We start from the raw sequence: 26220 nt of genomic DNA, 5'->3' as shown, positions 1-26220 counted from the left end.
GTCCAATGGAAAAAATAATAGAAGAACTGGAATTTTTATTCCAGCATCCACTTCCATACCGATTTAATGATTATTCTTTTCTTTTCCCCGTTCTCTCCTTCTATTTCTATGGCCCCTTCATCGTCCATTGTAAGGATAAGCCCTTCATTAAGCCCGAATTCTTCCATGGCTGCCATAAGCCCTGGAATCTCCCTTTCCCTTACAGAAGGGCTTCCGAAGGAAATCGAAACCTGAATCGCAACTTTAACAGCCTGGCTGTCTTTTTCGGTTATAAGGAAATCACATTCTCTCCTGTCACGGAAATAAGAGACCTGCTTGCCCTGCCTGAGCAGTTCAAGAAATACAAGGTTTTCAAATCTTAATCCCAGGCTGTCAGGGTAATTGGGAAACACTGACTTGAAGAAACCTGTGTCTCCAGCGTATACTTTACAAGGGACTTCTTTTCCATTTTCGGTCTCTCTTCCTTCCGAATTTTCCGATGCATGGTTAAACATGGGGACACGGTACAGTAAAAAAGAATCTTCCAGATAGTCCAGATAGTTGCGGATAGTATCTTCGCTATCGATCAAGCTAACTTTTTTCAGAGTACCCAGGGAATATTCCGATGACATGTTTGAGATGAGGAAAACTGCAAGTCTTTTCAGCCCTTCAGGGTCCTGAATATCATGCCTGTCAATGATTTCTTTTTGAAGAATTTCCTCATAATACTTCCTGGAAAGCCTGTAGTCGTTATTTTTTATTATGTCGGGAAAGCCGCCGTTTTCAAAATAGCGCAGGAACAGGCATAACATTTCGTCACAACGGGAAGGTGTAAGGAAATTAGGTTTTGGAACTCTCAGACCTTTCAGAGTGAGATATTCTTTAAAGGAAAAAGGTGGAAGTTTGAGGATTCTTATTCTGTTTTCAAAGCGCGAAGAGATATTCTGATTCATAGGGCTTGCAGAAGAAGAGGTTATAAACACTCGCGCTCCTTCATTTTGAAGCCTGTCAACCCAGTCCTCCCAGCCATGGGCATACTGGATCTCGTCAAGGAAATAAGAAACAGGTTCCGCAGATTTTCCGTTATCAGATTTTTCTTCGGTTTCAAGCCCTTCTTCAGCTTCAGATCCTTTCCTGCAAAATTCGGCTGCAATCTCCTCAATTTCCTGAAAACTTTCAGGCCCCAGATCTCTAAATCTGCTGTCTTCAAAATTAATGTAAACCCTGGGACCCTGCAGCATGCCTGCAATCTGCTTCAGGAAGGATGTCTTGCCAGTATGAAGTGCACCGAAGATTAAATTGATCTCACGCCCGTCCAGACAGGGGGAGACTGGAATGCTGCGAGGGATTATATCAGAGGAGTTTTGGAAATAATTTTGGTGGTCAAGAACCAGGGGAAGAATTTTAAGTCTTTGCATGTGATCAGAATAATTTGTGAAGTAAAACTATATAGTTATTCTGGCAGGAACTTAACCTCTGAAAAAACGGAGATATACTGATACTTTAAAAGAGGGGATGCAACCTCATTTCAAACCAGACAGTATAATAAGTGGAGATTTCATATATATAGTAGAACTATGCCTGCAAATATGAAATTTCATTATACATAACGAGACTTTCGTATATTAAATATAACCAGGAGTATAAAAGTTAAAGATATATAATTGATATGAAATATATAGTTTTATTAATTATTTCCAGAGAAATTTTACCAGGAGTATTTTTTAACCGGACATTCAGTCCTTTTAGGCCCATATACATTTTTTCACGTCTTGCGAAACCCCGCGAAACACAAAACGTTTTTATGAATAGTTATTCCAGAAATTCTGGATGGAACCCTCAGGCCAGGCAATCACAATCCTTCGTTTTTGTTCCCATCTAACCTCAAGAAAAAAAGATGTTTCTTTAATGATTTATTTGGAAAGCTATTTATAACAAAATGTTGCAACCATAAAATGTATTTCTCCATTCAGGAGTACATAAATAAGTTCTTCGCCAGTATTACGATCATTACTCATGTAAGGCGTCAAATGAGCAGGTCGTTTAATAAACAGGTGAGGAGCTGAAATAAATATTGGGCAATAGATGTTAAGAAAGTGGTAGAGTAGGGCTTAATGCCTTAGATTAGATGCGGTGGGAAGGCAAAGATGGATCTGATCGAATAGTATCCATTCGACTGAGGTCTCATGATGTACTGTATTTGCATCTCAAACTGCGCAGTCTCCGGATACATATTTCTGCCTGACAGCTATTTTTGACCTTTCCACCATTTCTGCTGACCTTTAAATGTTCACACTTCAACTTTCAACTTTTTTTCTATCAGTAATATCCACATAAAATTCAGCATATCCACAATTTAAACAAACATATACTTTGAAATCGCGCATGGGTCCTGTAAAATAGCATTCATTGTCAGACTCATATCCAATACGTTCTCCGATTATATGGCCGGTATCGAGATTTTCGCTCCCGCATTTTGGACATTTTCCATGTTTCATTTTGCATTGCCCCACGTCATCAATGAGATTTGGTTTTGTAGAAATCCTTGAAAGTAGTTTTATACGGAAAAGTAAAAATCGGATTGTGAAATTGCTCCTCTTTTTTCGACCCCAGAAAAAAGAATAAGCATTTCATATTCGCATCAAATAATTATATTTGTCATTGAATAAGTACATTTGTCATCAATAAATATATTAAACTTGTTAAGATTCCATTCAATTAACATTCCCAAAGATTCTTGAAGCTGAAATGTGATTCTCTCAACCCTTTTTGTCATAGTTTATGTCTCAAATCATCATCTCTACCTTGAAGAGCTGTTTTTTCCTTCAATGATTCGGAAGGGGCAATAAAAAGTTCAAATAAATCCGCAGCTTAAACAAATGACAAATAAGAAAGAAAACAGAAAATAAAGGGCTAATACAGGAAAAAACAGGAAATTAAAAACGAAATTGAACCAAAAACAGGAGAAAATCAATCCGAAATATGAAACAGGAGAATTCGATGAGAACACTGAATATGCTCTATATTAGCTGCACTTGCCCTGCTCCTGGTTCCAGGTCCTGCAGAAGCCGAATTGATTGAAGAGGCTTCTGAAATGCCCTACCAGATTAACGCTTCAGACAGAATAGTGATAGGAACGGTTAGCAGGATTGATATTCACTATGACCATACAATCTTCACAATTGCAGTTGAAGAATGGCTTTATAACCCTCTGCAAGCCGAAGCCATAAAGGTAAGAACCGAGACCGACAGTAATGTCTGGACAGAAGACCAGGCAGAGTTCACCATGAACGAATCCGTGCTCCTCATGCTGAGGGATAAAGACCCCAAGAAGCAGCTTTTCACTGTGTCCGCAGGATTTCCAGGGAAACATCCTTGTATCAGACAGGGAAGAAGTAATTGAGGAGCTGAAAGTTCAGGGAAAATGGCAGGATGAAATTCGGACCGAAAACAAAACAAATAGGTCTGGAAAAGCAGTTGAGCAACCAGCAGATTCAAACTCACCCCCGGATACGGAAAGTACTCCTTTTACAGGCATTTTATGGGTAGTTGTGGCATTGATCGAAGTGGCTGTATGTACAGGAAAAGCAAAGTAAACATTATCCACCTCATTCAGATTTTTGATTTTGAAATCGAAAACATTTATAATTATATAAGTATATTAAAAGGAATTCTCCATATATTAACGTTTTAATATACAGTGAAATCTTTAATGTCAAAGAGTTCAAAAAAGCATACTTAATTTATCTTCCTGACTGGAATAGATTTTTACATTTTTCGTTGTGTACTATTTGTAATGTTTGAGCGTCAAAAACACATCTTTAAAATATTCTAACTTTGATAAGGATTCTTTATGAGGCAACATTAATAGATTCCTCTTTCATCAGTTTCTTTTGTGCTTTTTCTTTACAGTAGTCCAACATGGATCATAAAATAATTGATCCCAAAACTCAATTAGCAAATCGATTTTTTTAGAACTTTCCTATGTTAAATATTTTTTAATAAAGTATAAGATTTAGGAAAGCAAATTTGAATTTTGAGATCGACTCAAAGATGAGTTGTTGTTCAAAGCTAATCACAAATAGGGCTTGTGCGGTTGATAAGTAAAATTACAAGCAACAACATAGGATTTACTGAAATTTAGACCGCTTGCTGTTGCTGTATTACAGTTCAACCGCGTAAATCCGGATTAAATAATTATGCCTAAATTGCTAATTAGCTGGAAAACCCCTGCATTAGCATAAGCAGAAAGGACATTCAGAGCTATTCCAATCTGAATTGGTATATTAAGGACGAGAAATGCCATAATATTTCCTCCACTATATATATTCATTAAGTGAGATAGCAGTCTCCACTTTTCTTGATTCTTTACTTGTTAACCCTCATACATTAATTGAATAAATTTTTACCATTAAATAATGGTATAAGGTATGAAGTCGAATTCGCAAAAAGCAATAGCCTCTATTTAGAGACAAAAGGAGTTTGGAAAACTCCTTATTATGTTCATGTCTCCAAATAGTGACCATTTTTCTGGAATTAAATCAATTATTAATTTAACTCCTTTAAAGGAATGCGAAGATAGACTGTCTGACGTTAGCTAATGAAAAGAGTGAACTGACATTCAGTGCTACGCCAGTCTGAGTAATTGAAGCCCAGTTAAACATTGTTTCTCCCCTCCTTTTCAGTGTATTCCCATAGAGTTCTTTTATTACATCCAGTATCATGGCAATTTAATTCTTGAACATAATCTGTAGTAGCTCCCCACCAGCATACCAGGATTCAGAGCTTAGACGATCAATAACTAAATGTTCTTGACACTAGTACTGCGATTCCGAAATATGTTCATAAAACTTGAATTTTGAATTGACCCGAAGATCACGGATTTTTCCGAGAAATAAGGAATCAATTTTGGAATCGAAACACTAGATACATCATAAGCTGTTCATTCAAGCATTTGTTAATTTAACTGATTAAACGAATGCGAAGATAATCTGTCTGACGTTAGCGATTGACCAGATTGAACCGACATTCAATGCTACGCCAGTTTGAGTAATTGATGCCCAATCAAACATTACTTCTCCCCCTCCTTTTCAGTTTACCTCATAGATTTTTTATTAACATCCAGATACTCGCTACAAGTCACCCATTCAAATATTATCTAGATTTGTCTTAATTTTAATTTCAACAAATCTAAATTTAACTTACTAGTGAGCACTACTAAGTACAACTGGAATTTATATAAGTATAGTAGAATAAATCATTCTTACAATTAATCGTTAGTTAATTCTTATAATACTGGCAATGTAGCAATTGAAGTATTAGCGATTACATCATATGGAATGACAATTTACTTGATAGAGGATTATCAAGGTATTTCGGATAGTTTCCAGAGATGGAGACACACAATGAGGGCTACGGACATATTGGATATGAAGGAAGAAAAGATCTAGCAAAGAAAACCTGGAAAATTGAAGAATATGTTTTCCCATGCCTTGATTGATATTTAGGAATTGGAGACCCCAAAACAGTTATTAAGTTCGCTTATCTGCTGCACGCCATAGGGATTAAACCTCGCGCTAAGAGTGAAAAAAGAACAAGAGATGCCATTTTCAGGCATTTCGGAATAATATCAACCAGTTAATCAGGGAGTACCTGTTGTTCCAAGGTTCCAGGTGCTCTAAGAGCGTGTCTTAAAATTAAATTTGGTTCTATAATTGGGATATAACTTACACATTTGAATTGAAAGAAGGAACACCAAATTGTTAATGTCCGAAACGAGAATTTAAACCATAATGTTTATTGTGCTTGATTTCATACATCGAGTGCGTAATGTGAATTTTAAGTTAACATTGTCATTATCCAATTGTAGAAATGGTTTGAATTTAAGACAGCCTCTAAGATAATCATAGATTAATAGGACTTACTCGGAATTACTGATATTTAGACCGCTTACTATTCCTGTTTTCAAGTTCAACCGCGTAAGTCCTGATTACTTACCTGGTTAGATGCCAATTATCTGACCGACAAATGCACCAGCATAAAATGAAAGAACATTTAGAGCGATTCCAACTTGAATTGGTATATTAATGTTTAACATAATATCCCCTCCACTTTATATATTCTTTAAGTAAAATGGCAGTCCCCACTTTTCTGGATTCTTTGCTTGTTAACCATCATACATTAATTGAATAAATTTTTACCATTAATTAATGGTATGAAGTCGAACCCACAAAAAGCAACTAGCCGCTATTTAGAGACAAGAGAAGTTTAGAAAACTCCTTATTATATGTCTCTAAATAGTGACCATTTCTGGAATTAAATCAATTATTGATTAAACTCCTTTAAACGAATGCGAAGAGAACCTGTCTGACGTTAGCGAATGAAAAGAATGAAAGGACATTTGCTGCTACGCCAGTTTGAGTAATTATAGCTGCATCAAACATTATTTCTATCCTCCTTTCTAGTTTAAACCCCACGGATTTCTTTTATTAACAATTATATAAATATTTTTTATAATGTTAATTTAATTCCTTTAAACGATTGCGAAGATGAACTGTCTAACGTTAGCGATTGACGCGAATGAAGCGATATTCAGTGCTACGCCAGTTTGAGTAATTATAGCCCAGTCAAACATTGTTTCTCCCCTCCTTTTCAGTTTATCCCCCATAGACTTCTTTTATTCTTTTATTAACATCTAGATACTCACCACAAGCTACCCATTCAAATAGTTTCTAAATTTGTCTTAATTTTAATTGCAACAAATCTAAATTTAACTTACTAGTGAGCAATAATAATTACAACTAAAACTTATATATATTTAGTAGAATAACTAATTCTTACAATTAATCGTTGTTGAAAGAAACATAGAGTGATAAATATATATTCTTCAAGAAAGGTTTCTAAAATCGAAAATGATTTAGAACAGATAACCAAAAAAAAATATTGATGTAATACGACTAACATATATTCTACGCCAGGAGACTACTCTATTATACTAAAGTTTAAAGCTTTTTTATGCTAAAAAAGCGATTTAAAGACTTTTTCTTAATTTTTAAACTACCCATATTTTGAAAAACAGTATTTAGCCTCAAGTTTCGGACGTGTTAATTAATTTCTTCGCCCACTTTAGCTTTTTTTTCTTGATCTGATTCACTCCGGGATCTTCGAAATCAAATCCAGCCAGTTTGATGCTGCCAGCTCCGAATTCTCTGGCTACAAAAACGCAACGGTCTCCGTCACTAAACCCTCCAAAGTTGTATACATTATCGAAGGGCTTTGCCTGAGTAGTTGCAATAAAGTGTTTGAACCGGGGCACATATTTTTTGAGCTTATCCATGTTGTCTCCGTGGGCATGGATAAGGACAAGCGAACCCTGCTCGCAGGCAAGAATCTCTTTTTCGATATCAGCTTCGGAATTGCCGTCAAGGTCGGTACAGATGACTTCAGGCACGCGACCCAGGTCCATGAGAACAGCAGCAGCTCCATCGGCTGCAATTATAATAAAATTGGAAAGTTTGATTTTTGAAAGTTCAGCCCTGAGTCCGGGGGCGTTCCCGCAGACCATGACAGGCTTTCCTGAAATCATGGATTCAAGTTCTGAAAGGCTGACAGTATTCTCCTCAGTCAGCATACCTGAAAGGAATCGGGCTGCCTCTTCATCACCTTCTCGGTCGAACCCGAAGTCTTCAAGGATTCTTTCATAAATTGGCTCCCAGGCAGCAAAATCCATATAAATGACTCCTTCCCAGTTTTTCGTGTCTGAACTTAGATTTCTTTGTTGAGTTGCTTTCCTAATTTAATTGCTAGGTTACTTCTTTGCAATTCCCATTTTCATGGCAATGCCTTCGACATCCCAGTCCTTTACAAGGGCTCCGGAAACCCCGGTCCCGCTTCCCAGGTCAAAGACATCGGCTCTAACCTCTTCTGCAATCAAATCTTTCAGGGTTTCGACAAGTTTCAGGACCCTTTCGTCCTCGATCCGGACAGAAACCCGGATGTTTTCATCCACCACAAGGTCAAGTTCCTTCCTCATGTCCTGAAGCCTGCGGATGACTTCCCTTGCATACCCTTCAGCTTCGAGCTCAGAAGTAAGGTTTGCATCCACATAAACAAGACCTGCACTGGATTCGGCACTCGCCGTACCTTCAGGAAGAGTCTCTTTGAAGTTTGCCATTCCAGTGGTGACTTTAACCGTGCTTCCGTCAGCCAGGGGAAGTTCAAATTCTCCTGTTTCGGCAAAAGCCTTCTTCAAAGCAAAGCCGTCAACTTTCTGCAGGGCAGGGATAACTTTTCCTGCATCCTTCTTGAAGACAGGCCCAATCTTTCCTGGGTCAGGGATAACCTCAAGCCCGAGTTCGTCCCAGCTCTGGCCAACACCTGTAAGCACGATTGCTTTCGAATTTGTCTGGTCCATAAGGACTGAACGCAGCCTTTCAACAGCTTTTGCTGCGTCTTCACTAACAGGGGAAACAACAATTCTGGATACTGGCCACCTGAGTTTTCTCCCTGCCTTCTGGCGGGCGTTTGAAGCTGCTTCCACAATTGAGCGGACAGTGTTCATGGCTGCTTCGAGTTCAGGATCAAGATAAGCCTCATTAACCTCTGGCCAGTCGCACATGTGGACTGACTCCAGTGAATTCGGGTCAACATTCCTGATAAGATTCTGATACATCTCTTCAGCCAGGTAAGGCATGAAAGGTGAGATCAGTTTTGTAATGGTTACATAGACCTCGTAAAGAACGCAGTAAGCTGCAAGCTTGTCCGGGTCATCAGCCTCGGTCCAGGTCCTCGGGCGGATAAGCTGAATATACCAGCGTGAGAGGTCTTCAAGAGCAAACTCCATGATCTCACGGACTGCTTTATGCAACAGGTACCCGCTCATGGCTTCGTCCACAGCTTTTACCACAGACTGTGCCCTTGAAAGAATCCACCTGTCTTCTTCCCGCAGGGCATCTTTTACAGAGTCAAGGCTGACCTTCATCGGGTCAAAGTTGTCAAGAGCCATATAAGGCAGCGGGAACCTGAAAACGTTCCAGAGGATATTGATGGAGCGGTTGATGGTCTCCACTTCTTCCATATTGAACTTCAGGTCATCCCATGGTGCGCTTGAAGATAGCACATAGGCACGCAGGGTATCTGCCCCGAACCTGTTTATGATATCCAGAGGGGAGATTACATTTCCAAGGCTCTTGGACATCTTCTTTCCGCCTGCATCAAGTGTGAACCCGTGCATGAGCACGCTCTTATAAGGCGCCCGTCCAAAGCCGACCATGCTTGCCCCAAGCTGCGAATAGAACCAGCCGCGGGTCTGGTCGTGCCCTTCGGTAATGAAGTCAGCAGGCCACCATTCGTCAAACTGCTCACGGGTCTGCGGAAACTTAAGGGTTGCCCAGGAAGCTACAGCCGAATCAAACCAGACGTCAAATACGTCTTCCACACGCTTTTTCTCTCCACCGCACTCGCAGGGTATGGCTACTTTATCCACGTAAGGGCGGTGCAGTTCGATATCGCCTTTTAATCCTGCCTTCTCCAGCAGTTCAGCTTTTGTTCCTATTACCTCAAGCTTTCCGCATTTTTTGCATTTCCATACAGGAATTGGAATTCCCCAGTAGCGCTGCCTGGAAATACACCAGTCGCGTGCACCCTCAACCCAGGTCCTGAATCTGGCTGAACCTGCCCAGTCAGGGTACCAGTCAACTGCATCGATTTCCTCAAGCATTTTTTCTTTGATTTCGGTAACCTTGAGGAACCACTGTTCGGTTGCGAGGTATATGATAGGAGTCTTGCAGCGCCAGCAGTGACCGTACCTGTGTGTAACAGTGCCTTCGGCAAGGAGCCTGTTGCGGGCTTTGAGGTCTTCAATGACAATGGGGTTTGCTTCCCTGACATTCTTGCCTTCATATTCCCCTGCTTCTGCTGTATAGGAACCATTTGAGCCCACAGGGCAGAGGATAGGGAGTTTATGCTTTACCCCGAGGTTGAAGTCGTCCATACCGTGCCCTGGGGCAATGTGCACACAGCCCGTGTTTTCCACGGTTACGAAATCGGCAAGGTAAACACCGTGCTTTATCTCGTTCTGGACAGGCACAAGGTCCCCTACAGGGCTTTCATACTCAAGCTTTGTAAGCTCTTCTCCAAGCATTGTCTCAAGCACTTCAAAGTCCACATACCTTCCCTGCTTGAGGACGTTTTTGATAAGTTCTGTGGCTGCGATAAGGATTTCTTCCGACCCGTCCTGCCTGATCGCTCTGAACCTGGAATATTCGTAAGCCGGATGAACTGCTACGGCTACATTTGCAGGGATTGTCCAGGGGGTGGTTGTCCAGATTACTATGAAAGTGTTTTCTTTACCCTTAACCTTAAATTTGACATAAATCGAAGGGTCGGTCCTGTCGGAATATTCAACTTCTGAGTCCGCAATTGCAGTTTCACAGCGCGGGCACCAGTTTACTGAACGCTTGCCCACATCAAGGAGATTCTTCTCACTTGCCTGCTTGAGGGTCCACCAAGCAGCTTCGATGTAATCATCTTTTAAGGTCATGTAGGGGTCCGGCCACTGCAGCCAGACACCAAGCCTCTGGAACTGCTCGGTCATTGCCTGCTTCTGCGTGATGGCAAATTCCTTACATTTCTCAATGAAGTTCTCTACCCCGAAGCTCTCGATATCCTTCTTGGACTTGAAGCCAAGCACTCCTTCGACTTTGACTTCAATTGGAAGGCCGTGCATGTCCCAGCCCGGACGCTCAAGGATGTAGCGGTTATTCATGGAATAATAGCGGAGAATGGAATCTTTAATGATCTTGTTCCAGGCAGTCCCCAGGTGAATATGCCCTGTAGTGTACGGAGGACCATCAACAAAAAAAAGCCTTTTTCCGGTTTTGCGATGCTCACGGGTTTTCCGATAGGCATCGCTGTCTTCCCAGAACTGCGTTACTTTTTTTTCTATTTGTTCTGCATTATATTTGGCAGTGATTTCTTTTATCATAGAAGACCTTCAAACGTGGTATCTTTTAGTTTATTTACTGAAGCATGGATATGGATTCTTTCCTTGATGAATATTTACAAAGGTTAGAGGACAATGGACTGAGTAAACGGACAATTGATAACAATGTATTCATATTAAAACCTTTTATAAAATGGCTTGACGGCAGGGAAGTCACAGATAAAACCTTCATGGATATCTAAGATTCCTGAAGCCTGTAAACTACACAGATAGTACCCTTTATCAATATCGAGCTATCTTAAAAAAGTTTCTGTCAACCGTTTCACCTGAGCAAGCCAGAAACATTAAATTAAAGGTAAAACGCAAAGAGCCACCTATACCACTATTCTTACTCAGGCTGAAGTAGAGCAGCTTATAGAGGCTTGCAGGAATCCAGGGGATAAAGCCTTAGTATCTTTTCTTTATGAATCAGGATGCTGTAAAGGTGAGTTAGTATCAATCAGGTTAGAGAATGTAGTTTTTACTGAATTTTGAACTCTCAAACCTGACTTTCAAATTGTCAGCCCAAATATGTTTATTATTCCCGCAGCAGTAAGATCAACTGCAAGAGCCGCAAGCAAAAGTCCCATAAGCCTTGTAAAGACAAGCATTCCATTATATCCTATTAATTTATGCAGACTCCTTGAGAAGAGAAAGATAAACAGGCAAATTATGAACGTAATTATTATCGAGATAATTACAATTGCTTTTTGTTGAATGCCTTCTGCCATTCCCATTATAACAATTACCGTGCTGATAGCGCCCGGCCCTGTCAGGAGTGGAAGTCCAATAGGAAAAACCCAGATATCTTCTCTTTCCTGCGACTGGGTAATTTCTTCCTCTGTGATGCTCTCTCTTGATACCTTTGCATGCATCATATCAAACGCTATGCTGAAAAGCAGAAGTCCTCCGGCAACCCTTAGCGAATCAACACTGATGCTGAATAGCTTAAGTATCATGCTTCCGGTAACTGCAAAAAAGAGGGCAATTACACATGCAAGCGTTACCGCTTTTTTGGCGATATCATTTTTTTCTTTTTGGGTCATTTTACTTGTCAGGGAGATAAAAGTTACAACTCCGCTGATAGGGCTAACAACCACAAAAATGGATGAGAATACATAGATAAAAAACCCGAGGTTGTCGGTTACCATTTTTTTACTCCTGCCCTTTACAGACTCGAGATTTCATTCATAATTTTATCATTCTTATAATAATTACCTTTTGATTTAACAGCTTTTATAGTTATTTATTACTGTAGACATATAAAGATAAATAATATAATCTGGGCATCTTGAATTTAAATTTGTTCAGATAGCTGATTTCACGATACTTTGATGAAGAAGTAAGAAGATAACTCTTTACCAGAAGACTCTCTGTATAATGGGAGTAATATTTGCGGGTAGCATCTATAAGGGTACATTTAAAGATAAGCTGAAACAACTCTTTAAAACTATTTATACACATTGACTGGCAATTAATTATCTGTAATCTATATTATCTTTAATCCATGTAAACACAGGCAGCGATTTCAATGACCGGGGAGAAAATAGATAAAAAAATTTTTGAGGAACTCACCTTCATAAAGAAGCAGCTTGCGGAAATAAAGGAGCATATGGTGGATATAGATATGCTGCTCACCGCAGAAGAAAAAGAGCTTGTTTTCAGAAGTTTTGAAAATGAAGAGAGAGGAAGACTTGTACCATTAAAAAAACTTGAGAAAATGGAAATCTAAAGAGCCGAAAGAAAACTTAAATAAACAGAAATCTAAAGAAATATTAAATGAGGACCTTAAATGTTCGAAGTCTTTTTTGACATTCCTGCACAGGATTTTTTGAAGGAAGCCGATGAGAGTACGCATTCAAGGGTCAGAGAAATCCTCGAAGAGCTTGCTCTTGACCCCGTACCCCAGGGCGCAAAAAGAATAATCGAAAACCAGGAAAAAATATTCCGTTTCAGGTCCAGGCATTTAAGGCTGCTTTATAGAGTTGATTATGAAAAAAGAACCCTCGTAGTGATTACAATAGAACCCCTGTGCCGCATGTATCGATGAACTGGACCAGTTCCACTGATAATTCTCTGAGCCTGTTGAGAGTTGTTTATTAAATCGGAGGGTTACGAATACGATGTCCTTAAAATAAGGGAAGTGAACCTTCATCCGCAAAGTTTCGATTGCCTGAGTAAAAGAATCCCTGTTAAAGAATAATATATTTCCAGGAAACTGAGCGGGAAGCCGGAGAATATACCGTCTCAGGGTGGAGTTGCCGCGCACAATTTAATTTTTTGCTGTTTTTCCATTTTCTCAAAGAACACATAATAAAGTACGGCAGCCACCCCATAAATCCCACAGGTCAGAAGGAACGGAAGGGTATAATAAGCACGAGCCATCATCAAACCTCCTGCACAGGTGCTCAGGCCTACAAAGGTATAGCAACTCATCCATATCAGGCTGTTTACAGTTGCCCTTTGACCTTCGCTTACTATCTCCATATTGAAACTGCTCATAATCGGGTTTGCCATATTCATTATCGCTGTCCTCATAATATATCCGAAGGCAGCTGCTGAAAGTACGGATGTGGAGGTGAAGAGTAAAAGGAATGGAATTGAAGCAAGCTGGACAAGGGATATGACCTTAACTTTTCCGAACCCTTCTGTAAGTACAGGAACAAACATCAGGGTAAACATCATTACAAGCTGGGAAATGGAGAAGATTACGCCTATCTGTCTGGAATCGGCTCCGAGAACAATATCAAAGTAAACATTGAAATAAGGCAGAATCAGCCCCCATCCCATGCCTATGATTCCATTTACCAAAATCAGTTTTCTGATCGTTCCTGACCTTAAAGTCGAAAAAAGCGTGGAGAAAAGAGCCGGCCTATCTGTCAGCATGGTTTCTTTGCTGTTTATAAATACAAGAGGCAGCAGGGAAAACAGTACAGCAGCTAAAGATGCATATAATGAAAGCTGGTAAGCTCCCGGTCCTGCGGGATCGAGGTCCAGGAACTTGATAAAGACCTGCGGTAAAGTACCTCCTGCCAGGTTTCCCAGCATAACGCCTATGGTATATAACAGGTAGTACATCGAAAACAGGTGCATCCTTTCATAGCTAGTGGAGTTCTCGACCATGAATGTGGACGCTGTGACAATTTTGAGAGATGAAGATACCCCGTAGAGAACACTGAATAAAGCCAGCAGAAGAGGTGATGTGGTGGTGTACAGGACTGCAAAAGATATCAGAAGCAGCAGGCAGGACAGTAAAAGAGTATTTTTTCTGCCCGCCCTGTCGCAGAACGTAGCCGCAGGAATTGCAAACAGGCCGGTGGACATGGAAACAAGTGAGAGCATAAGCCCCAGGAAGTCCTCCCTGAATCCGAGTCTCAGGATATATAGATTGAATATTACATCATAAATTCCCAGGCTCAAAGAGATGAGAAAAATGTATCCCAGAAATAAACACGCATTCCGGCTGAAGCCATTAATCTTTGACATGTATCCTGTCGCCGCATTGATGGTCATGGTCAGGAGAAACTTGCCGTGAAAGAATTTACTGTTAAGCAAAGGGTGTTTTTTCATGCTAACTACTCTGAAAAAATTGAAACTATAATGTTGTCATTCTTTATTTTTTTCGTATTCCTTTCAGTCAGGTCTTTTGGTTCATCTTCCGGGTATTTAAAAACCAGAAGGAGGATAGCTGGGACATTAAAGGGAATGAGGATATAAACGGACCTGAATTCTCATGTTTGAGTTTATAGGTATTGATTTTTTGATATTAAGTTAAAGAATTTTCCAGTCTGACATTGTTTGTCAGACATTGTTAATGTCTTTAAAATAAACAACATCGTGACATAACTTCTTAATTAAATTTTTTTCATGGCTTACGACCAGCACCCCAATATTCCTTTCCTTAACTATGTCCATAACCGTGTTCCATATCTGGGCCTGAGTAATCGCATCCAGCATTGTGGTTATTTCATCGGCTATCAAATACATGGTTTCAGAGCCCAGAGCCCTTGCAAGAGCAAACCTTTGAAGTTCTCCTCCTGAAAGTTCATTGGGCCACCGGTTAAGCCAGCTTTTTTTTATTCCGAAAGAATCCAGAATATCCTGTGATATGTTACTCCCTTCGTTCAAAATATCTTTCATTTTCCATTTAGGGTTAACAGCCTTTTCAGGATGCTGGAAAACAAGCTGTATGGGATTGTATCCCTTCCCTGAGGCTTCTTTTTCGTCAATACTTACTTTTCCCTGATAGTTATTTTCGTAGCCAGCAAGTATTTTACACAGGGTTGATTTCCCGCTCCCGCTGTCTCCTATAAGACCCAGTACCTCTCCGCGGTCAAGAGATATACTGACATTATTTAGAATCAAATTATTTTTTTTATACCCAAAACTGATATTTTCACCTTTAAGACACATTATTGCACCTCACCACTCCTCCGTTAATCTTTTTAAATTGAGGAATGCCTCTTGAGCAAATCTCATTCTTTTTAGAACACCTGTCATAAAAGATACATCCGTCCAGCACCTCATCCAGCATTGGCTGATGCCCTTTAATCGCCTGGAATTTGTTCTGGGGAAGTGCGTTCCAGAGTGCACGGGTATATGGGTGCCTCAAATTTTCTCCGTCGTTTTTGAAATCCTCAACATTGGCTACTTCAAGAACCGTGCCTGCATAGAATACGGCTATTTTATCGGATATTTTCAGTGCAGCATCTATGTCATGAGTGATCAGTATCACTGCACAGCCCCTGTTTGCCATGTCTTTGAAGTAGCTCAGGGTTTCATTCAGAGTTTTTTCATCCAGCCCCGGGGTTGGTTCATCTGCAATTATTAGCTTTGCAGAACTCATTACGGCAGTGGAAACCAGAACTCTTCTGGTCATCCCTCCTGATAACTCATGGGGCAGCATTCCCTCAACATCAGGCTTTAAATCATATTTCCGGAAAATGTCTCTCTGGAGTTTCTTCATTGAACTCTCATCTTTCCCTTCAACACAGCCTATTACCTGATTAGAGATCTTCATCAAGGGATCCAGGTAGGTTATGGATTGAGGAATCAGAGCTATTTCTTTCCCTCTGATTTTTTCTTTTATCTCCTGGGTAAGTTCCCGTCCATCAAATTCCATTTTCCCGCCAGATTTCGCGTTTGAAGGCAAAATCCCCAGAATTGCATGGGCAAGAAGACTTTTTCCGGAACCGCTCGAGCCGACAACAGCTAAAATCTCGCCTTTATAGGCTTCTATGCTCAAATTACAGATTACTTTTAACTCAGTTTGCCTGAGTCCGGAGGCATATTGAATGAAAGAAAGGGAAAGGTCTTCTACTTTTAATAGAGCTTCAGTTTCCTTCTTTCCTACAGCATTTATTCCAGTTTTGTTTCCCATACTGACACCCTCTAAATTCATATTTACTCGTGTGAAATTTACTCGTATGAAACTCACTCATGTAAAGTTTATTCGTGAGCATTTTTAGGATCCATCAACTTTCCTAAATTTTCTCCTATCATATCAAATGCCAGGACCACAATCAACAGGGATAACCCCGGGAAGAAGGCAAGCCACCAGTATCCTGCTGAGAGGTATCTCATGGACTCTGACAGAATTATACCGATTGCCGGCTCATGGGGTGAAAGCCCAAACCCCAGGAACGTGACCGAAGCTTCGTGCAAAATAGCGTGCGGAAACAGCAAAATAGTACCCAGTATGATCTGGGGGATTAAATGGGGCAGGATATGTTTTGTGGCTATCCACCACTTTGATTTGCCGAGATTTCTGGAGATATGGATGTATTCCTGGGCTTTTAGCTGCTTGATTTCTGCCCTTACAACCCTTGTCAGGCTTGTCCAGTGAGTTAATGCAACCCCGGTAATAACTCCTGCTGCTCCTCCTCCCAGACCTATGGAAATAAGGATTATTAACAGGAGGTGAGGGATTGAAAGAGAAAGGTCTACAAGCCAGGATACAAATGAATCTGCGGCTTTTCCTGCACTTGAAAGTAAGCCCAGAATAACAGTAAGCACAGCACTGATCAGGGAAGCAAAAGCCCCGATCACTATACTCAGTCCCAGCCCTTCAAGGGTTCTTGTAAACATGTCCCTTCCCATCCAGTCGGTCCCGAAAGGATGTTCAAAGGAAGGAGCAAGGTTTCTGGAGCTAAAATCCGTGGGCAGGGAATCGCCGTCTACAAAGAGGCTGGAAACAACAATTGCAAGCAATAAAAGGGAAGTGAAGCCTATAATTAGAAGCGTCTTCTGCCTTAAATTCAGCCTGGGGAATAAGCTTCGGTTAACGGTTACAACAGCAGTACTCATGTCGTTGACTCCTGCTGTTTCATCCTTGGATCTATGAATTCATAGATGATATCAGCAATAAGGTTTCCAGAAAAGACAAACACAGCACTTACAAGGACAACTCCCAGAAGAAGCGGCACATCAGACCTTAAGCCCGCTGCTACCGTAGCCTGCCCGATTCCGGGATAGGAAAAGACCTGTTCAACCAGAACCGTGCCTCCAAAAAGCTCGCTAAAACTTAAAAACTGCAGGGTAATGGCAGGAAGGGCAACGTTTCTAATCCCGTGCCTTAAGACAAGGTCCAGCCCTTTTTCACCTCTGGCCTTTGCAAATAAAACATAGTCGCTGGACATTACTTCTATTAATTTTTCCCTGGTAAACATTGCAATCTGTGCAACTCCAAGTATACTCAGAGTCAGGGCAGGGAGGATTAAATGCTCTATCCTATCAAAAAAAGTTACGTTCTCAGCCGTAACGCCTATGGGTACACTTAAGCCTATGGGGAACCAGCCCAGTTGAACTGAGAATACCATCAGCAGAACCAGAGCCAGCCAGAATGTTGGAGTAGCAGTCAATACATAACAGTAGGTTTTTATTGCCCTGTCAAACAGCGTCCCTTTATACATTCCGGATGCTATTCCTAAAATAAAACCCAGAACACCTGAAATCAGCCACGAAGAAGCCATCAGAGCCAGAGACGCTGTAAACCTTTCTTTAATCACATCAGTTACAGGCATCCTGTAAATCAGCGAATCTCCAAAATCCCCTTTGAGGAGACTTCCAGCCCAGTTAAGGAATTTCTCCTTCGGAGGAGTGTTAACTCCCCAGTATTCTTCAAGTTTAGCTTTGTGCTCTGCACTTACTGACATTTCTCCAAGATAAGCTCGAACAGGATCTATAGGCGAGTATTGAACGAGCATGAAACTTACAAAAGAAACTACAAGTAAGAGGCTTATTAGCCGAAGTACTTTTTTTCCTATAAATCCCGATATTTTTGCATTGTCCGACACACAATTCCCTCATACATAGTTATTCTATAACAATTCTATCTCAAATTGCTTCTATCTATTGCGAATAATCAGTTAAAATTTCATACTCATGGAGCGAAACAGGCTTTTTGACGTATTCTTCAATTATCTCCTGCGATGTCCTGATTTCAGATAAAAAAGATTAAATGAGTAATATTTGCAGAAAACAATACTGCATATTATTACTCACTGGAAGTTTATTACTCACTGGACGCCGAGCTGGATTCGTCTATTCTTTTCCATTCATAGATATTTCCTAAAATATCTGATCCGGCATTCTTTTCTGGAGTTCCCATATCCAGTGTATCGTCCACCACATACAGATAATCCATTGTAACCAGCCATAGCCAGGTTGCATCTCCTGCAGGGCCATAACCCGTATTGCCGTCATACGCAGCTAATTGCCAGTATTCTGTAGCCTCGTCCTGGTTTGAAGACCTTAAAGCCGATTCCAAATACCCGTCTACAACAGGGTTACTGTAAAGTCCTGGATTCCTGTAAGTATCATCTGCTTCTTTACTGTGGTACTGCTGGTATAAATTGAAGGTATCAATGCTGCTGTAAGCGTATAAGACAGCTGAGCTGTACTGGTTAGCATATATTTCATCCCAGTTTGTGCCTTTGAGGTTTATTTTTATACCCAGTTTCTGTGCCTGCTCGCTAACAGCTACTGAAAGAGCCTGCCTTGTCTGGTCAGATGAAGAGTAGTACAGGTCAAATTCAGCTTTTGTCCCGTTCTTTTCCCGGATCCCGTCGCCGTCAGTGTCTTTCCAGCCTGCGGCTTCAAGTATTTTTATGGCTTCCTCGGGATCAGAGTCCTTAATTTTAGCTTCAGGATTTCCGAATTCCCTCTGGTCCACTCCGGTATATTCCACATCTCCTTTTCCGTACAATACTCCGTCAAGTATGGCTTTCCTGTCTATGCCTGTGTTTAAAGCTTTCCGGATTGCTATATCGGCTGTTACATTATTGCCTACCGGATCTCCCTGAAGGCTCTTACCGCCGGTATTATTCTGCATAGGAAAAGAGACTCCAAATGCCCTTGATGAGGGAAGGGAAATTATGCTGTACCCATCCACAGTCTGGTTTACATTGTTGATCTCAATTTCAGCTATGTCCACTTCCCCGGACTTTGCAGCTGCAAATGCAGTGTCTTTATCCAGGAATAACATGGTTATTTTTTTGAAGTACGGCTCCTGTCCATAGTAATCGGGATTGTATTCAAATATCGCCTGCTGGCCCCGATCCCATTGTATCAGCTTATACGGGCCTGACCCTATCGGATTGCGCCCATAGGTATCTTTTTCATATGCATGTTCCGGTACAATTCCTACGTACCTGAGCCTCCATATAAAACTGGACTGAGGCTCTTTTAACTTAAATTCGACTGCGGTATCGTTTATTGCTGAAGCACTTTCAAGGTTGCTCATATCCAGTTCGGAATTGCTCCCTACAGAAGTATTGAAGGTAAATGCCACGTCTTCTGCTGTTAATTTTTCTCCGTCTGTGAATTTGACATCATCTCTGATGTTTACAGTCCATGTCCTCCCATCAGGGCTGACAGAGTAACCCGTAGCAAGATCATTGATTATACTCCCATCATCAGCCGATTTAAACAGGGTGCTCTGTATCAGCGGCTCAAAATTCACATGGCCGCATCCCCAGCCAAGAAGGGGGTCAAATCCTGCTGCTGGTTCCTTTGTATGCGAATATACGTTCACCACCAGTTCATCAGAAGCCCCGGAATCCAGGCTGGCTGATGCAGAACCTGACTCTGAACCTGATGCAGAACCGAGCTCAGAACTATCCGTTGAGCTGGATACACAACCGGACATAAAACTGATAATACCAATAACTGCTATAATTACGATTAATGTCCCTGAGGACAGATGTTGCTGGTTTTTCTTGATAGGAACTCCTCCAGATACTGTTTATTGAATAAAGAAAACCACCAGAATAGATCTTAAAAAATAAGAGGATTTGAAGTGTACATTCAAATCCCTGTTTAATTTCATGCGCGTTTCCATTCCAGGATGTTCCCAAAGATGTTGGCACCATGAGGCTGTATTCTGGGAGTGCCTATATCCAGGTCGTCGTCCATAATGTAGACATAATTAATGGTAGCCATCCACAACCATGTAGCGTCTCCTTTTTCGGAAAATCCTGTTGTTCCGTCCCAGGCAGCCAGCTGCCAGTTTTCGTTAGCAGTATCTTCGTCAAAACTGGTTATGGCAGTTCTCAGGTAGCTGTCCACAGCAGAGTTATTGTACATTATTATATTGTTATAGTTGGAAGGATCGTAGCTCTTGCTGTAGTACTTTAAGTAAATATCAGTCGGGTCCAGCGATCCAAAACCGAAAAGTACAGGAGTCGAATGGGCAAGAGTATCGATTTCATTCCAGCTTTTACCCTCTACTTTTACATTTATCCCCAATTTTCTGGCTTCTTCGGATAAGGATACGGCTAATGCCTGCCTGTCAAGTGCATTGGAGGGGTATAAGAGAGTAAATTCGGCCTTTACTCCGTTTTTCTCAACAATGCCGTCGCCGTCAGTATCTGCCCAGCCGCCTTCGGCTAAAATTTCCTTTGCTTCTTCGATGTTTCCGTCTTCAAAAATAGCTTCTTTATTGCCCCACGGTAATTTGTCCACACCAGTGAATTCCTCTTCTCCCTGTCCGTTTAATGCACCGTCGATTAAGGCCTGCCTGTCTATCCCGATGTTCAAAGCTTTTCTTATTGCCACATCAGAAGTTACATTATTTCCAATCGCGTAGCCGTTTTCAGTTTTTTTGCCGATATCTGCCTGCAGGGGGAAGCTTATTCCACGGGCATCAATAGAATCAAGGGATATTGTTTTCATCCCATCTACTTCCTGATTGACATACGAAGCCGGAATTTCAGCAAGGTCAACCTGTCCTGCCTTTGCTGCCGCGAATGCAGCATCAGATCCCATGAAAAGCATGGTTATCTTTTTAAAGTAAGGCTTCTGTCCGTAATAATCAGGGTTTGCTTCAAAGATTGCCTGCTGCCCTTTATCCCACTGCACAAACTTATATGGGCCCGAACCTATCGGATTCTGTCCGTAAGTTTCACTGTAAGCGTGCTCAGGGACAATGCCAAGAGCTACGAGTTTATTGATAAAAGTAGACTGAGGATCGTTCAGCTCAAATTCAACGGTATAATCGTCGACTGCTACAGCATTTTCCAGCATGGATAAATCCAAACTCCCGCTGGAATTTGCTGCCGTGTTAAATGTGAATGCCACATCTCTGGCTGTTAAAGGCACTCCATCATGAAACTTAACGTCGTCCCTTATTGTAACGGTCCATTTCAGTCCGTCACCGCTAACCGTATAATTTGTAGCAAGATCGTTGATCAGATTTGCCTCGCTATCCATTTTGAAAAGAGTGCTCTGCACCAGAGGTTCTCTGCTGTTTCCCCAGCCGGTTATAGGGTTAAAGCCCGTTTCAGGTTCTCCCCCATGGGTCCCTACGGCTGCAACCAGTTCATCAGAGGCCTGGGAATTAAGTTCTTCAGATCCACTGGCTGCCGTTTCTCCGGCATCCCTGAAATCCGGGCCAATGGACATGGAATCCTCAGCAGGGCTGGACATTGAGCTGACAACAATGACAGCTGCTATTATTATGGCTATTGAGCCTATGAGCAAATATTGCTGGTTTTTCTTAATCAAAACTCCTCCTCGATTGTTATTAAAGCCTGAATTCTTTTGACAGCAGTTTCTGGCAGGTATTGTACCGGCTGGAATGACTTATTTTTTAATAATAATTCCATGAAGAAAAACACTACTAAAGTGTTATTTTTTCAAGCAATAATTATAATTGAAGGATTTAAACCTTTATAACTATAAATACTTTCCGAAAAAAATGTATTACTAAAAAACTTTTTTCTAAAATTTTGTATTATCAGATATGAAGATTATATCTATTAATACATATTTAGTTAGCTATAACCATTACATTAAAAAACTGAAAAAAAAGATTAAAACAGAAATTAAACAGGGATTTTCCACCTTTAGACAGCTGATATTTTCGAAAAAATAATGCCTGGTTCAAAATTCTTAACTCTGACCCTTAAAACTATATTTGCCATACCAGGGCGTTCCTGTCCAGCCCGAATTGCGCCTCAGGAGTACGCTATCCGTTTCATTTGCTGCGCTCGTTCAGGCAGACAAATTTATGGATTGTAGAAGTGAGCTGAGCTCAAGAGGACTGATATTAAGACTGTTTGTCTTTCAAATCTGTTATTCCTTCAAACCGGCATTTTGTGAGTTTTCTCTCACGAAATGCATAGAGAAAAATCTTGAAAAGGGCATAAAGCCTGAAATAGAATGACAGCAGAATTGGGGAACGGAAACCACTTATATATACCAGCCTCTTATCATCCCGGATTGAGTTGTCAAGGAACAGTACTATTCCATCAAAGTCCTCTCTTTCAAGCGTGCTTCCTCTTTGAAGGCGAGGACCAAGAACAACCACGTCTTCTTCCATACCGTCCGGACCTGTTGTACCTTCTATGAAGCCGTAGTTAAATATGGTGGGTATGGGAGAAAAGAAAGCTATTTCATAGCCTCTTTCTGTTTTTCGGTATTTCAAAAAACTGTATTTGGGAGTTTCTATAACTATTTTCATGGAAAAATTTCCTGCATATAATTCGGGAACAGCCGTTTAAAGTCACTTTTGTTTATCTTCTTTTCCACCCATTTAAGCTTTTTAATTTTGAGCCATATATCACTTATTCGTTTTCAGTCAGAAGGGAGTGCTCAACGATTTTTGGAAAAAATTATATATTAAATATAGCCCCTTTCAAAGAAGAGAAAATGGGAGAGAGTGAAATCTTAGAATACTTTCCTAAAAAATATCTTCCCAGGGATGCGCAGGTAGCTGTGCTTACAGGCATAGAACAGGCGATTAAACAGGGAAAAAAATACATTTTAATCCAGGCTCCTACTGGAGTGGGAAAGAGTGCTATTGCTTATGCTGTGATGAAATATTTCGGGGAAGGATATGTCTGCACAGCTACAAAATCACTGCAGGACCAGTATCTGGCCGATTTCCCAGATCTTCTGACAGTCAAGGGCCGTTCCAACTACGTATGTAAAACCCGGAATGACGGAAAAACCTGTGATCTGGGAGCTTGCGTTGTTCAGGAGTTAATGTGCTCTCGAAAACCCGGGACAAAAGAAACAAAATATCCTGCTTATTATTCTGAAAGAGACCACTGTACTAAATACTGGACAGGACCCGCCGGGGATCCGGAACGATGTGAATACTGGATAGACAAGGCAAAAGCTCTGAATAATTTTGGAGTGGTCCACAATTACCAGTATCTACTGCATGAGGCTAATTTTGCAGGGGATTTTGCAGGAAGAGAGGTCCTGATTTCAGATGAAGGACATAATATCGAAGCTATGATTATTGCTTTTATCAAAGTGCCTATCGTATATGAAAATTTGACTTTGATTAATAAATTTTCAGGTGATTTTAAAATACAGTTTGTGACTCCCGATGCTGATATGGATAATGAGCAGAGAGTGAGACTGCATGCGGGCTGGTTAATGAAGCTGAGAGAAGCTGCTATATTGGCAGAAGAAAACATCAAAAAGCTTGCTAAAGAAGAGCTGCAAAAGAAAATAGATCTGGAACACAGTTTGGAAACTGCTAAAGCTTCTGAAACACAGGACATTCAGGAAAAGATCCAGGGTAAAATTCAAAGGCTCGATGACCTGAATATGGACCTGCAGAAAGTGAATAGTCTAAGGATGAATAAGATTGAGCCGTTTTTAAAGGATATTTCAAAAAATCTGGATAACTGGGTAGTCAAAGAGGAATTTTTCGAGAAAGGAGGAGGTCTAAAAGGTATTGAATTCCAGCCTGTTCGGATTAGCCGGTACGCATATGACAGGTATCTGAGACTGGGAAACATCAATATCATCATGTCAGCAACGATTCTGAACCCTGCAATGGTAGCTAATGATTTAGGCATTAATCCAGCAGAGATCGAATATATCGAAATCCCGCCTGTGTATCCCATAGAAAAGAATAAGGTCTTTAACCTGGGGATTGCAAATTTCAAATATTATAAGGACGAGACCCCGGAAGAGGAAGAGGAATTTTTCAAAGAAGTGGTAGAAAGAATTGATATGATCCTGGAGCTGTTCCCTGAGGATAAAGGGATCATTCATTGCTCTACTTACAGGATTTCAGATTTTATAGAGAAATATTCTGCTTATAAGGACAGGTTGATTTGCCATAATTCGGCAAACCGGGAAGAGAAGCTGCAGGAGCATTTGTCCCGAACAGGAGAAGGAACTGTGTTAGTCTCTCCTTCCATGACAGAAGGCGTGGATCTGAAAGATGATCTTTCCAGGTTCCAGGTCATAATTAAGGTTCCTTACCCTGATTTAGCAGATACCAGAATAGCAAGGCGTAAAGAGCTCGAAGAAAAAATGAAATTGAGACCGCTTTCATATGTGTATAAGACTGCAATTGTAATTATTCAAGCGATCGGACGATCAGTAAGGACAGAAACTGATTATGCGGTAACTTTCACACTTGATACAAGATTCACCTCTTTTGCAATTCAACAGCCTGAACTCATGAGGCTATTTACCAGGCATGTCAGGAATAACAAAGAAATTTCAAATCTTGAAGGTATGAAAGGCAAAGACACATATTTTCTTAATAAACTGACAAAGAAAATTGTCAGAAAAGCCGAACATAGACAAAAATCAAGACACATAAAGAGAATGTTTTTCTGACCTTTTTTAATAAGTAGAAAGGGATGCAAATACGCGGTGTTTCTTCTTGCCTCCCAGCATGCTAATAAAAAACGGCTGAAAGGACAAAAGCCTGTAAACTTTCCAGATAGAGGTTTATTGATAGAGGTTTATTGGATGAGTTATCGAGACAGAATAACCCTTCGAGATGCGATGAAAGGAATAGTTAAAGAACCCCTGCTTCCCCGGGTTCCGAAACGCTTTGACTATATAGGGGACATTGCAATAATCTCGATTCCTCCGGAATTAGGGGCTTATAGAGAGGCTATTGTCTCAAAGATTCTTTCCATGAGAGGAAACACCCGGGCTGTGCTCAACAAGGTCAGCAAACTCGAAGGAGAGCGCAGGGTAGCTCATTTTGAACTTCTCTCCGGAGAATCCGCGGAAACATTTCACAGGGAAAACGGCTATACATATAAAATGGATGTAAGAAAGGTTTTTTTCAATCCCAGGCTCTACTGGGAAAGAGCGCGTGTAGCTTCAAAAGTTCTTCCGGGAGAGTCCATTTTGATTCCTTTTGCAGGCGTGGGCCCGTTTGTATTACCTTCAGCAGGAAAAAGGACAGCAGTTTGTGCAATCGAAATAAATCCCGACGCCTGTGCCTGCCTGAAAGAAAATATCCGGCTGAACAAACTTGAAAGGCAGGTGACTGTTATTCAGGGAGATGCCGATTTTATTCTTAGCCATCCGGGATCTCTGGAAGCTGAAGGATTTGAGGTTCCGGAAAACGGCTTTGACAGGGCAATAGTGCCAACCCCTTACGGCATGGACCATTTCCTCGTTAAGGTCTCAGAGCATATTAAAAAAGGTGGGCATATCCATTTCTACACTTTTAAAACCGAGTCTCAGATTCCGGAATTGGTTGAAGAATACAGAAGAATGGACCTTGAGGTTGAATTTTACAGGCGTACCGGAAATGTTGCTCCTGGGGTCAGCAGGTGGGTTTTTGATCTGGTTAAAAAATGACTGGATAAAATGCAATTGATTGCCAATCAGATAAATATCCTATCCCTGAAAAGGGTTTTAAATTTGCATAGTATCGGAAACCCCTCCAGCTTGTCTGGCAGCCCTGCCCAAAACAAAAAGAAGAAATTTGAAAATACTGTCTTATGGGTTATGAGGAAAAGTAATTTTCAATCCTCAAACCCTAG

The 26220-nt window shown here is 40.9% G+C and carries 18 protein-coding genes; 5 read left to right on the top strand and 13 right to left on the bottom strand.

Features of this window, described 5'->3' with window-relative positions:
* Positions 1-35: 35 nt before the first annotated feature.
* Positions 36-1397 (bottom strand): ATP-binding protein, encoded by a 1362-nt coding sequence (locus PLL47_RS10470; protein ID WP_324446146.1) that lies wholly within the window; start codon positions 1395-1397, stop codon positions 36-38.
* Between the two features lie 879 nt (positions 1398-2276).
* Positions 2277-2477, bottom strand: coding sequence for a zinc ribbon domain-containing protein (locus tag PLL47_RS10465; RefSeq protein WP_324446145.1), 201 nt, complete (start codon positions 2475-2477; stop codon positions 2277-2279).
* A gap of 596 nt (positions 2478-3073) precedes the next feature.
* Here PLL47_RS10465 and PLL47_RS10460 point away from each other — a divergent pair.
* A complete protein-coding gene (locus PLL47_RS10460; protein WP_324446144.1) occupies positions 3074-3382 on the top strand; it encodes a hypothetical protein in 309 nt (102 codons plus the stop codon).
* Between the two features lie 3684 nt (positions 3383-7066).
* On the opposite strand, the gene PLL47_RS10455 is transcribed toward PLL47_RS10460, so the two are convergent.
* The 3 genes from PLL47_RS10455 to PLL47_RS10445 all read right to left on the bottom strand — a co-directional run bounded on the left by PLL47_RS10455 (position 7067) and on the right by PLL47_RS10445 (position 12111).
* On the bottom strand, positions 7067-7708 hold the full coding sequence (locus PLL47_RS10455) for a 6-hydroxymethylpterin diphosphokinase MptE-like protein (RefSeq protein ID WP_324446143.1): 642 nt from the start codon (positions 7706-7708) through the stop codon (positions 7067-7069).
* Positions 7709-7786: 78 nt separating this feature from the next.
* On the bottom strand, positions 7787-10963 hold the full coding sequence (ileS, locus tag PLL47_RS10450) for an isoleucine--tRNA ligase (protein WP_324446142.1): 3177 nt from the start codon (positions 10961-10963) through the stop codon (positions 7787-7789).
* 509 nt (positions 10964-11472) lie between these two features.
* The gene (locus tag PLL47_RS10445) at positions 11473-12111 is read right to left on the bottom strand and encodes a MarC family protein (RefSeq protein WP_324446141.1); all 639 of its coding nucleotides are present in this window, start codon (positions 12109-12111) and stop codon (positions 11473-11475) included.
* 380 nt (positions 12112-12491) lie between these two features.
* Here PLL47_RS10445 and PLL47_RS10440 point away from each other — a divergent pair, with 380 nt between their 5' ends.
* Both PLL47_RS10440 and PLL47_RS10435 read left to right on the top strand, forming a co-directional pair.
* A complete protein-coding gene (locus PLL47_RS10440; protein ID WP_324446140.1) occupies positions 12492-12692 on the top strand; it encodes a hypothetical protein in 201 nt (66 codons plus the stop codon).
* A gap of 60 nt (positions 12693-12752) precedes the next feature.
* Positions 12753-13010 (top strand): type II toxin-antitoxin system RelE family toxin, encoded by a 258-nt coding sequence (locus PLL47_RS10435; RefSeq protein ID WP_324446139.1) that lies wholly within the window; start codon positions 12753-12755, stop codon positions 13008-13010.
* 197 nt (positions 13011-13207) lie between these two features.
* On the opposite strand, the gene PLL47_RS10430 is transcribed toward PLL47_RS10435, so the two are convergent.
* From PLL47_RS10430 to PLL47_RS10395, 8 genes are all read right to left on the bottom strand, one after another.
* Positions 13208-14530, bottom strand: coding sequence for an MFS transporter (locus PLL47_RS10430; protein ID WP_324446138.1), 1323 nt, complete (start codon positions 14528-14530; stop codon positions 13208-13210).
* Positions 14531-14761: 231 nt separating this feature from the next.
* Entirely contained in the window at positions 14762-15373 is a 612-nt protein-coding gene (locus PLL47_RS10425; protein WP_324446137.1) for an ABC transporter ATP-binding protein, read from the bottom strand.
* Positions 15363-16340: an oligopeptide/dipeptide ABC transporter ATP-binding protein gene (locus PLL47_RS10420; RefSeq protein ID WP_324446136.1), complete on the bottom strand. Its 978-nt coding sequence runs from the start codon at positions 16338-16340 to the stop codon at positions 15363-15365. The genes PLL47_RS10425 and PLL47_RS10420 overlap by 11 nt, the downstream gene beginning before the upstream one ends.
* 68 nt (positions 16341-16408) lie before the next feature.
* Positions 16409-17266 (bottom strand): ABC transporter permease, encoded by an 858-nt coding sequence (locus tag PLL47_RS10415; protein WP_324446135.1) that lies wholly within the window; start codon positions 17264-17266, stop codon positions 16409-16411.
* A complete protein-coding gene (locus PLL47_RS10410) occupies positions 17263-18255 on the bottom strand; it encodes an ABC transporter permease (protein WP_324446134.1) in 993 nt (330 codons plus the stop codon). Before PLL47_RS10410 ends, PLL47_RS10415 begins: the two co-directional genes overlap by 4 nt.
* A 218-nt stretch (positions 18256-18473) precedes the next feature.
* Positions 18474-20108, bottom strand: a complete 1635-nt coding sequence (locus PLL47_RS10405; RefSeq protein ID WP_324446133.1) for an ABC transporter substrate-binding protein — start codon at positions 20106-20108, stop codon at positions 18474-18476.
* A gap of 176 nt (positions 20109-20284) precedes the next feature.
* Positions 20285-21886 (bottom strand): ABC transporter substrate-binding protein, encoded by a 1602-nt coding sequence (locus PLL47_RS10400; RefSeq protein ID WP_324446147.1) that lies wholly within the window; start codon positions 21884-21886, stop codon positions 20285-20287.
* Positions 21887-22508: 622 nt separating this feature from the next.
* Positions 22509-22922 carry an inorganic diphosphatase gene (locus PLL47_RS10395; RefSeq protein ID WP_324446132.1) on the bottom strand — a complete coding sequence of 138 codons (414 nt, stop codon included), beginning with the start codon at positions 22920-22922 and terminating at the stop codon, positions 22509-22511.
* 188 nt (positions 22923-23110) lie between these two features.
* Between PLL47_RS10395 and PLL47_RS10390 the strand changes: the two genes are divergently transcribed.
* Positions 23111-25051: a helicase C-terminal domain-containing protein gene (locus tag PLL47_RS10390; RefSeq protein WP_324446131.1), complete on the top strand. Its 1941-nt coding sequence runs from the start codon at positions 23111-23113 to the stop codon at positions 25049-25051.
* 135 nt (positions 25052-25186) lie between these two features.
* Positions 25187-26035 carry a class I SAM-dependent methyltransferase gene (locus tag PLL47_RS10385; protein ID WP_324446130.1) on the top strand — a complete coding sequence of 283 codons (849 nt, stop codon included), beginning with the start codon at positions 25187-25189 and terminating at the stop codon, positions 26033-26035.
* The last annotated feature ends 185 nt before the right edge of the window (positions 26036-26220 follow it).

The organism is Methanosarcina sp., assembly GCF_035390745.1.
In the GTDB taxonomy this organism is placed as follows: domain Archaea; phylum Halobacteriota; class Methanosarcinia; order Methanosarcinales; family Methanosarcinaceae; genus Methanosarcina.
This window is presented reverse-complemented; position numbering and strand designations above follow the sequence as displayed.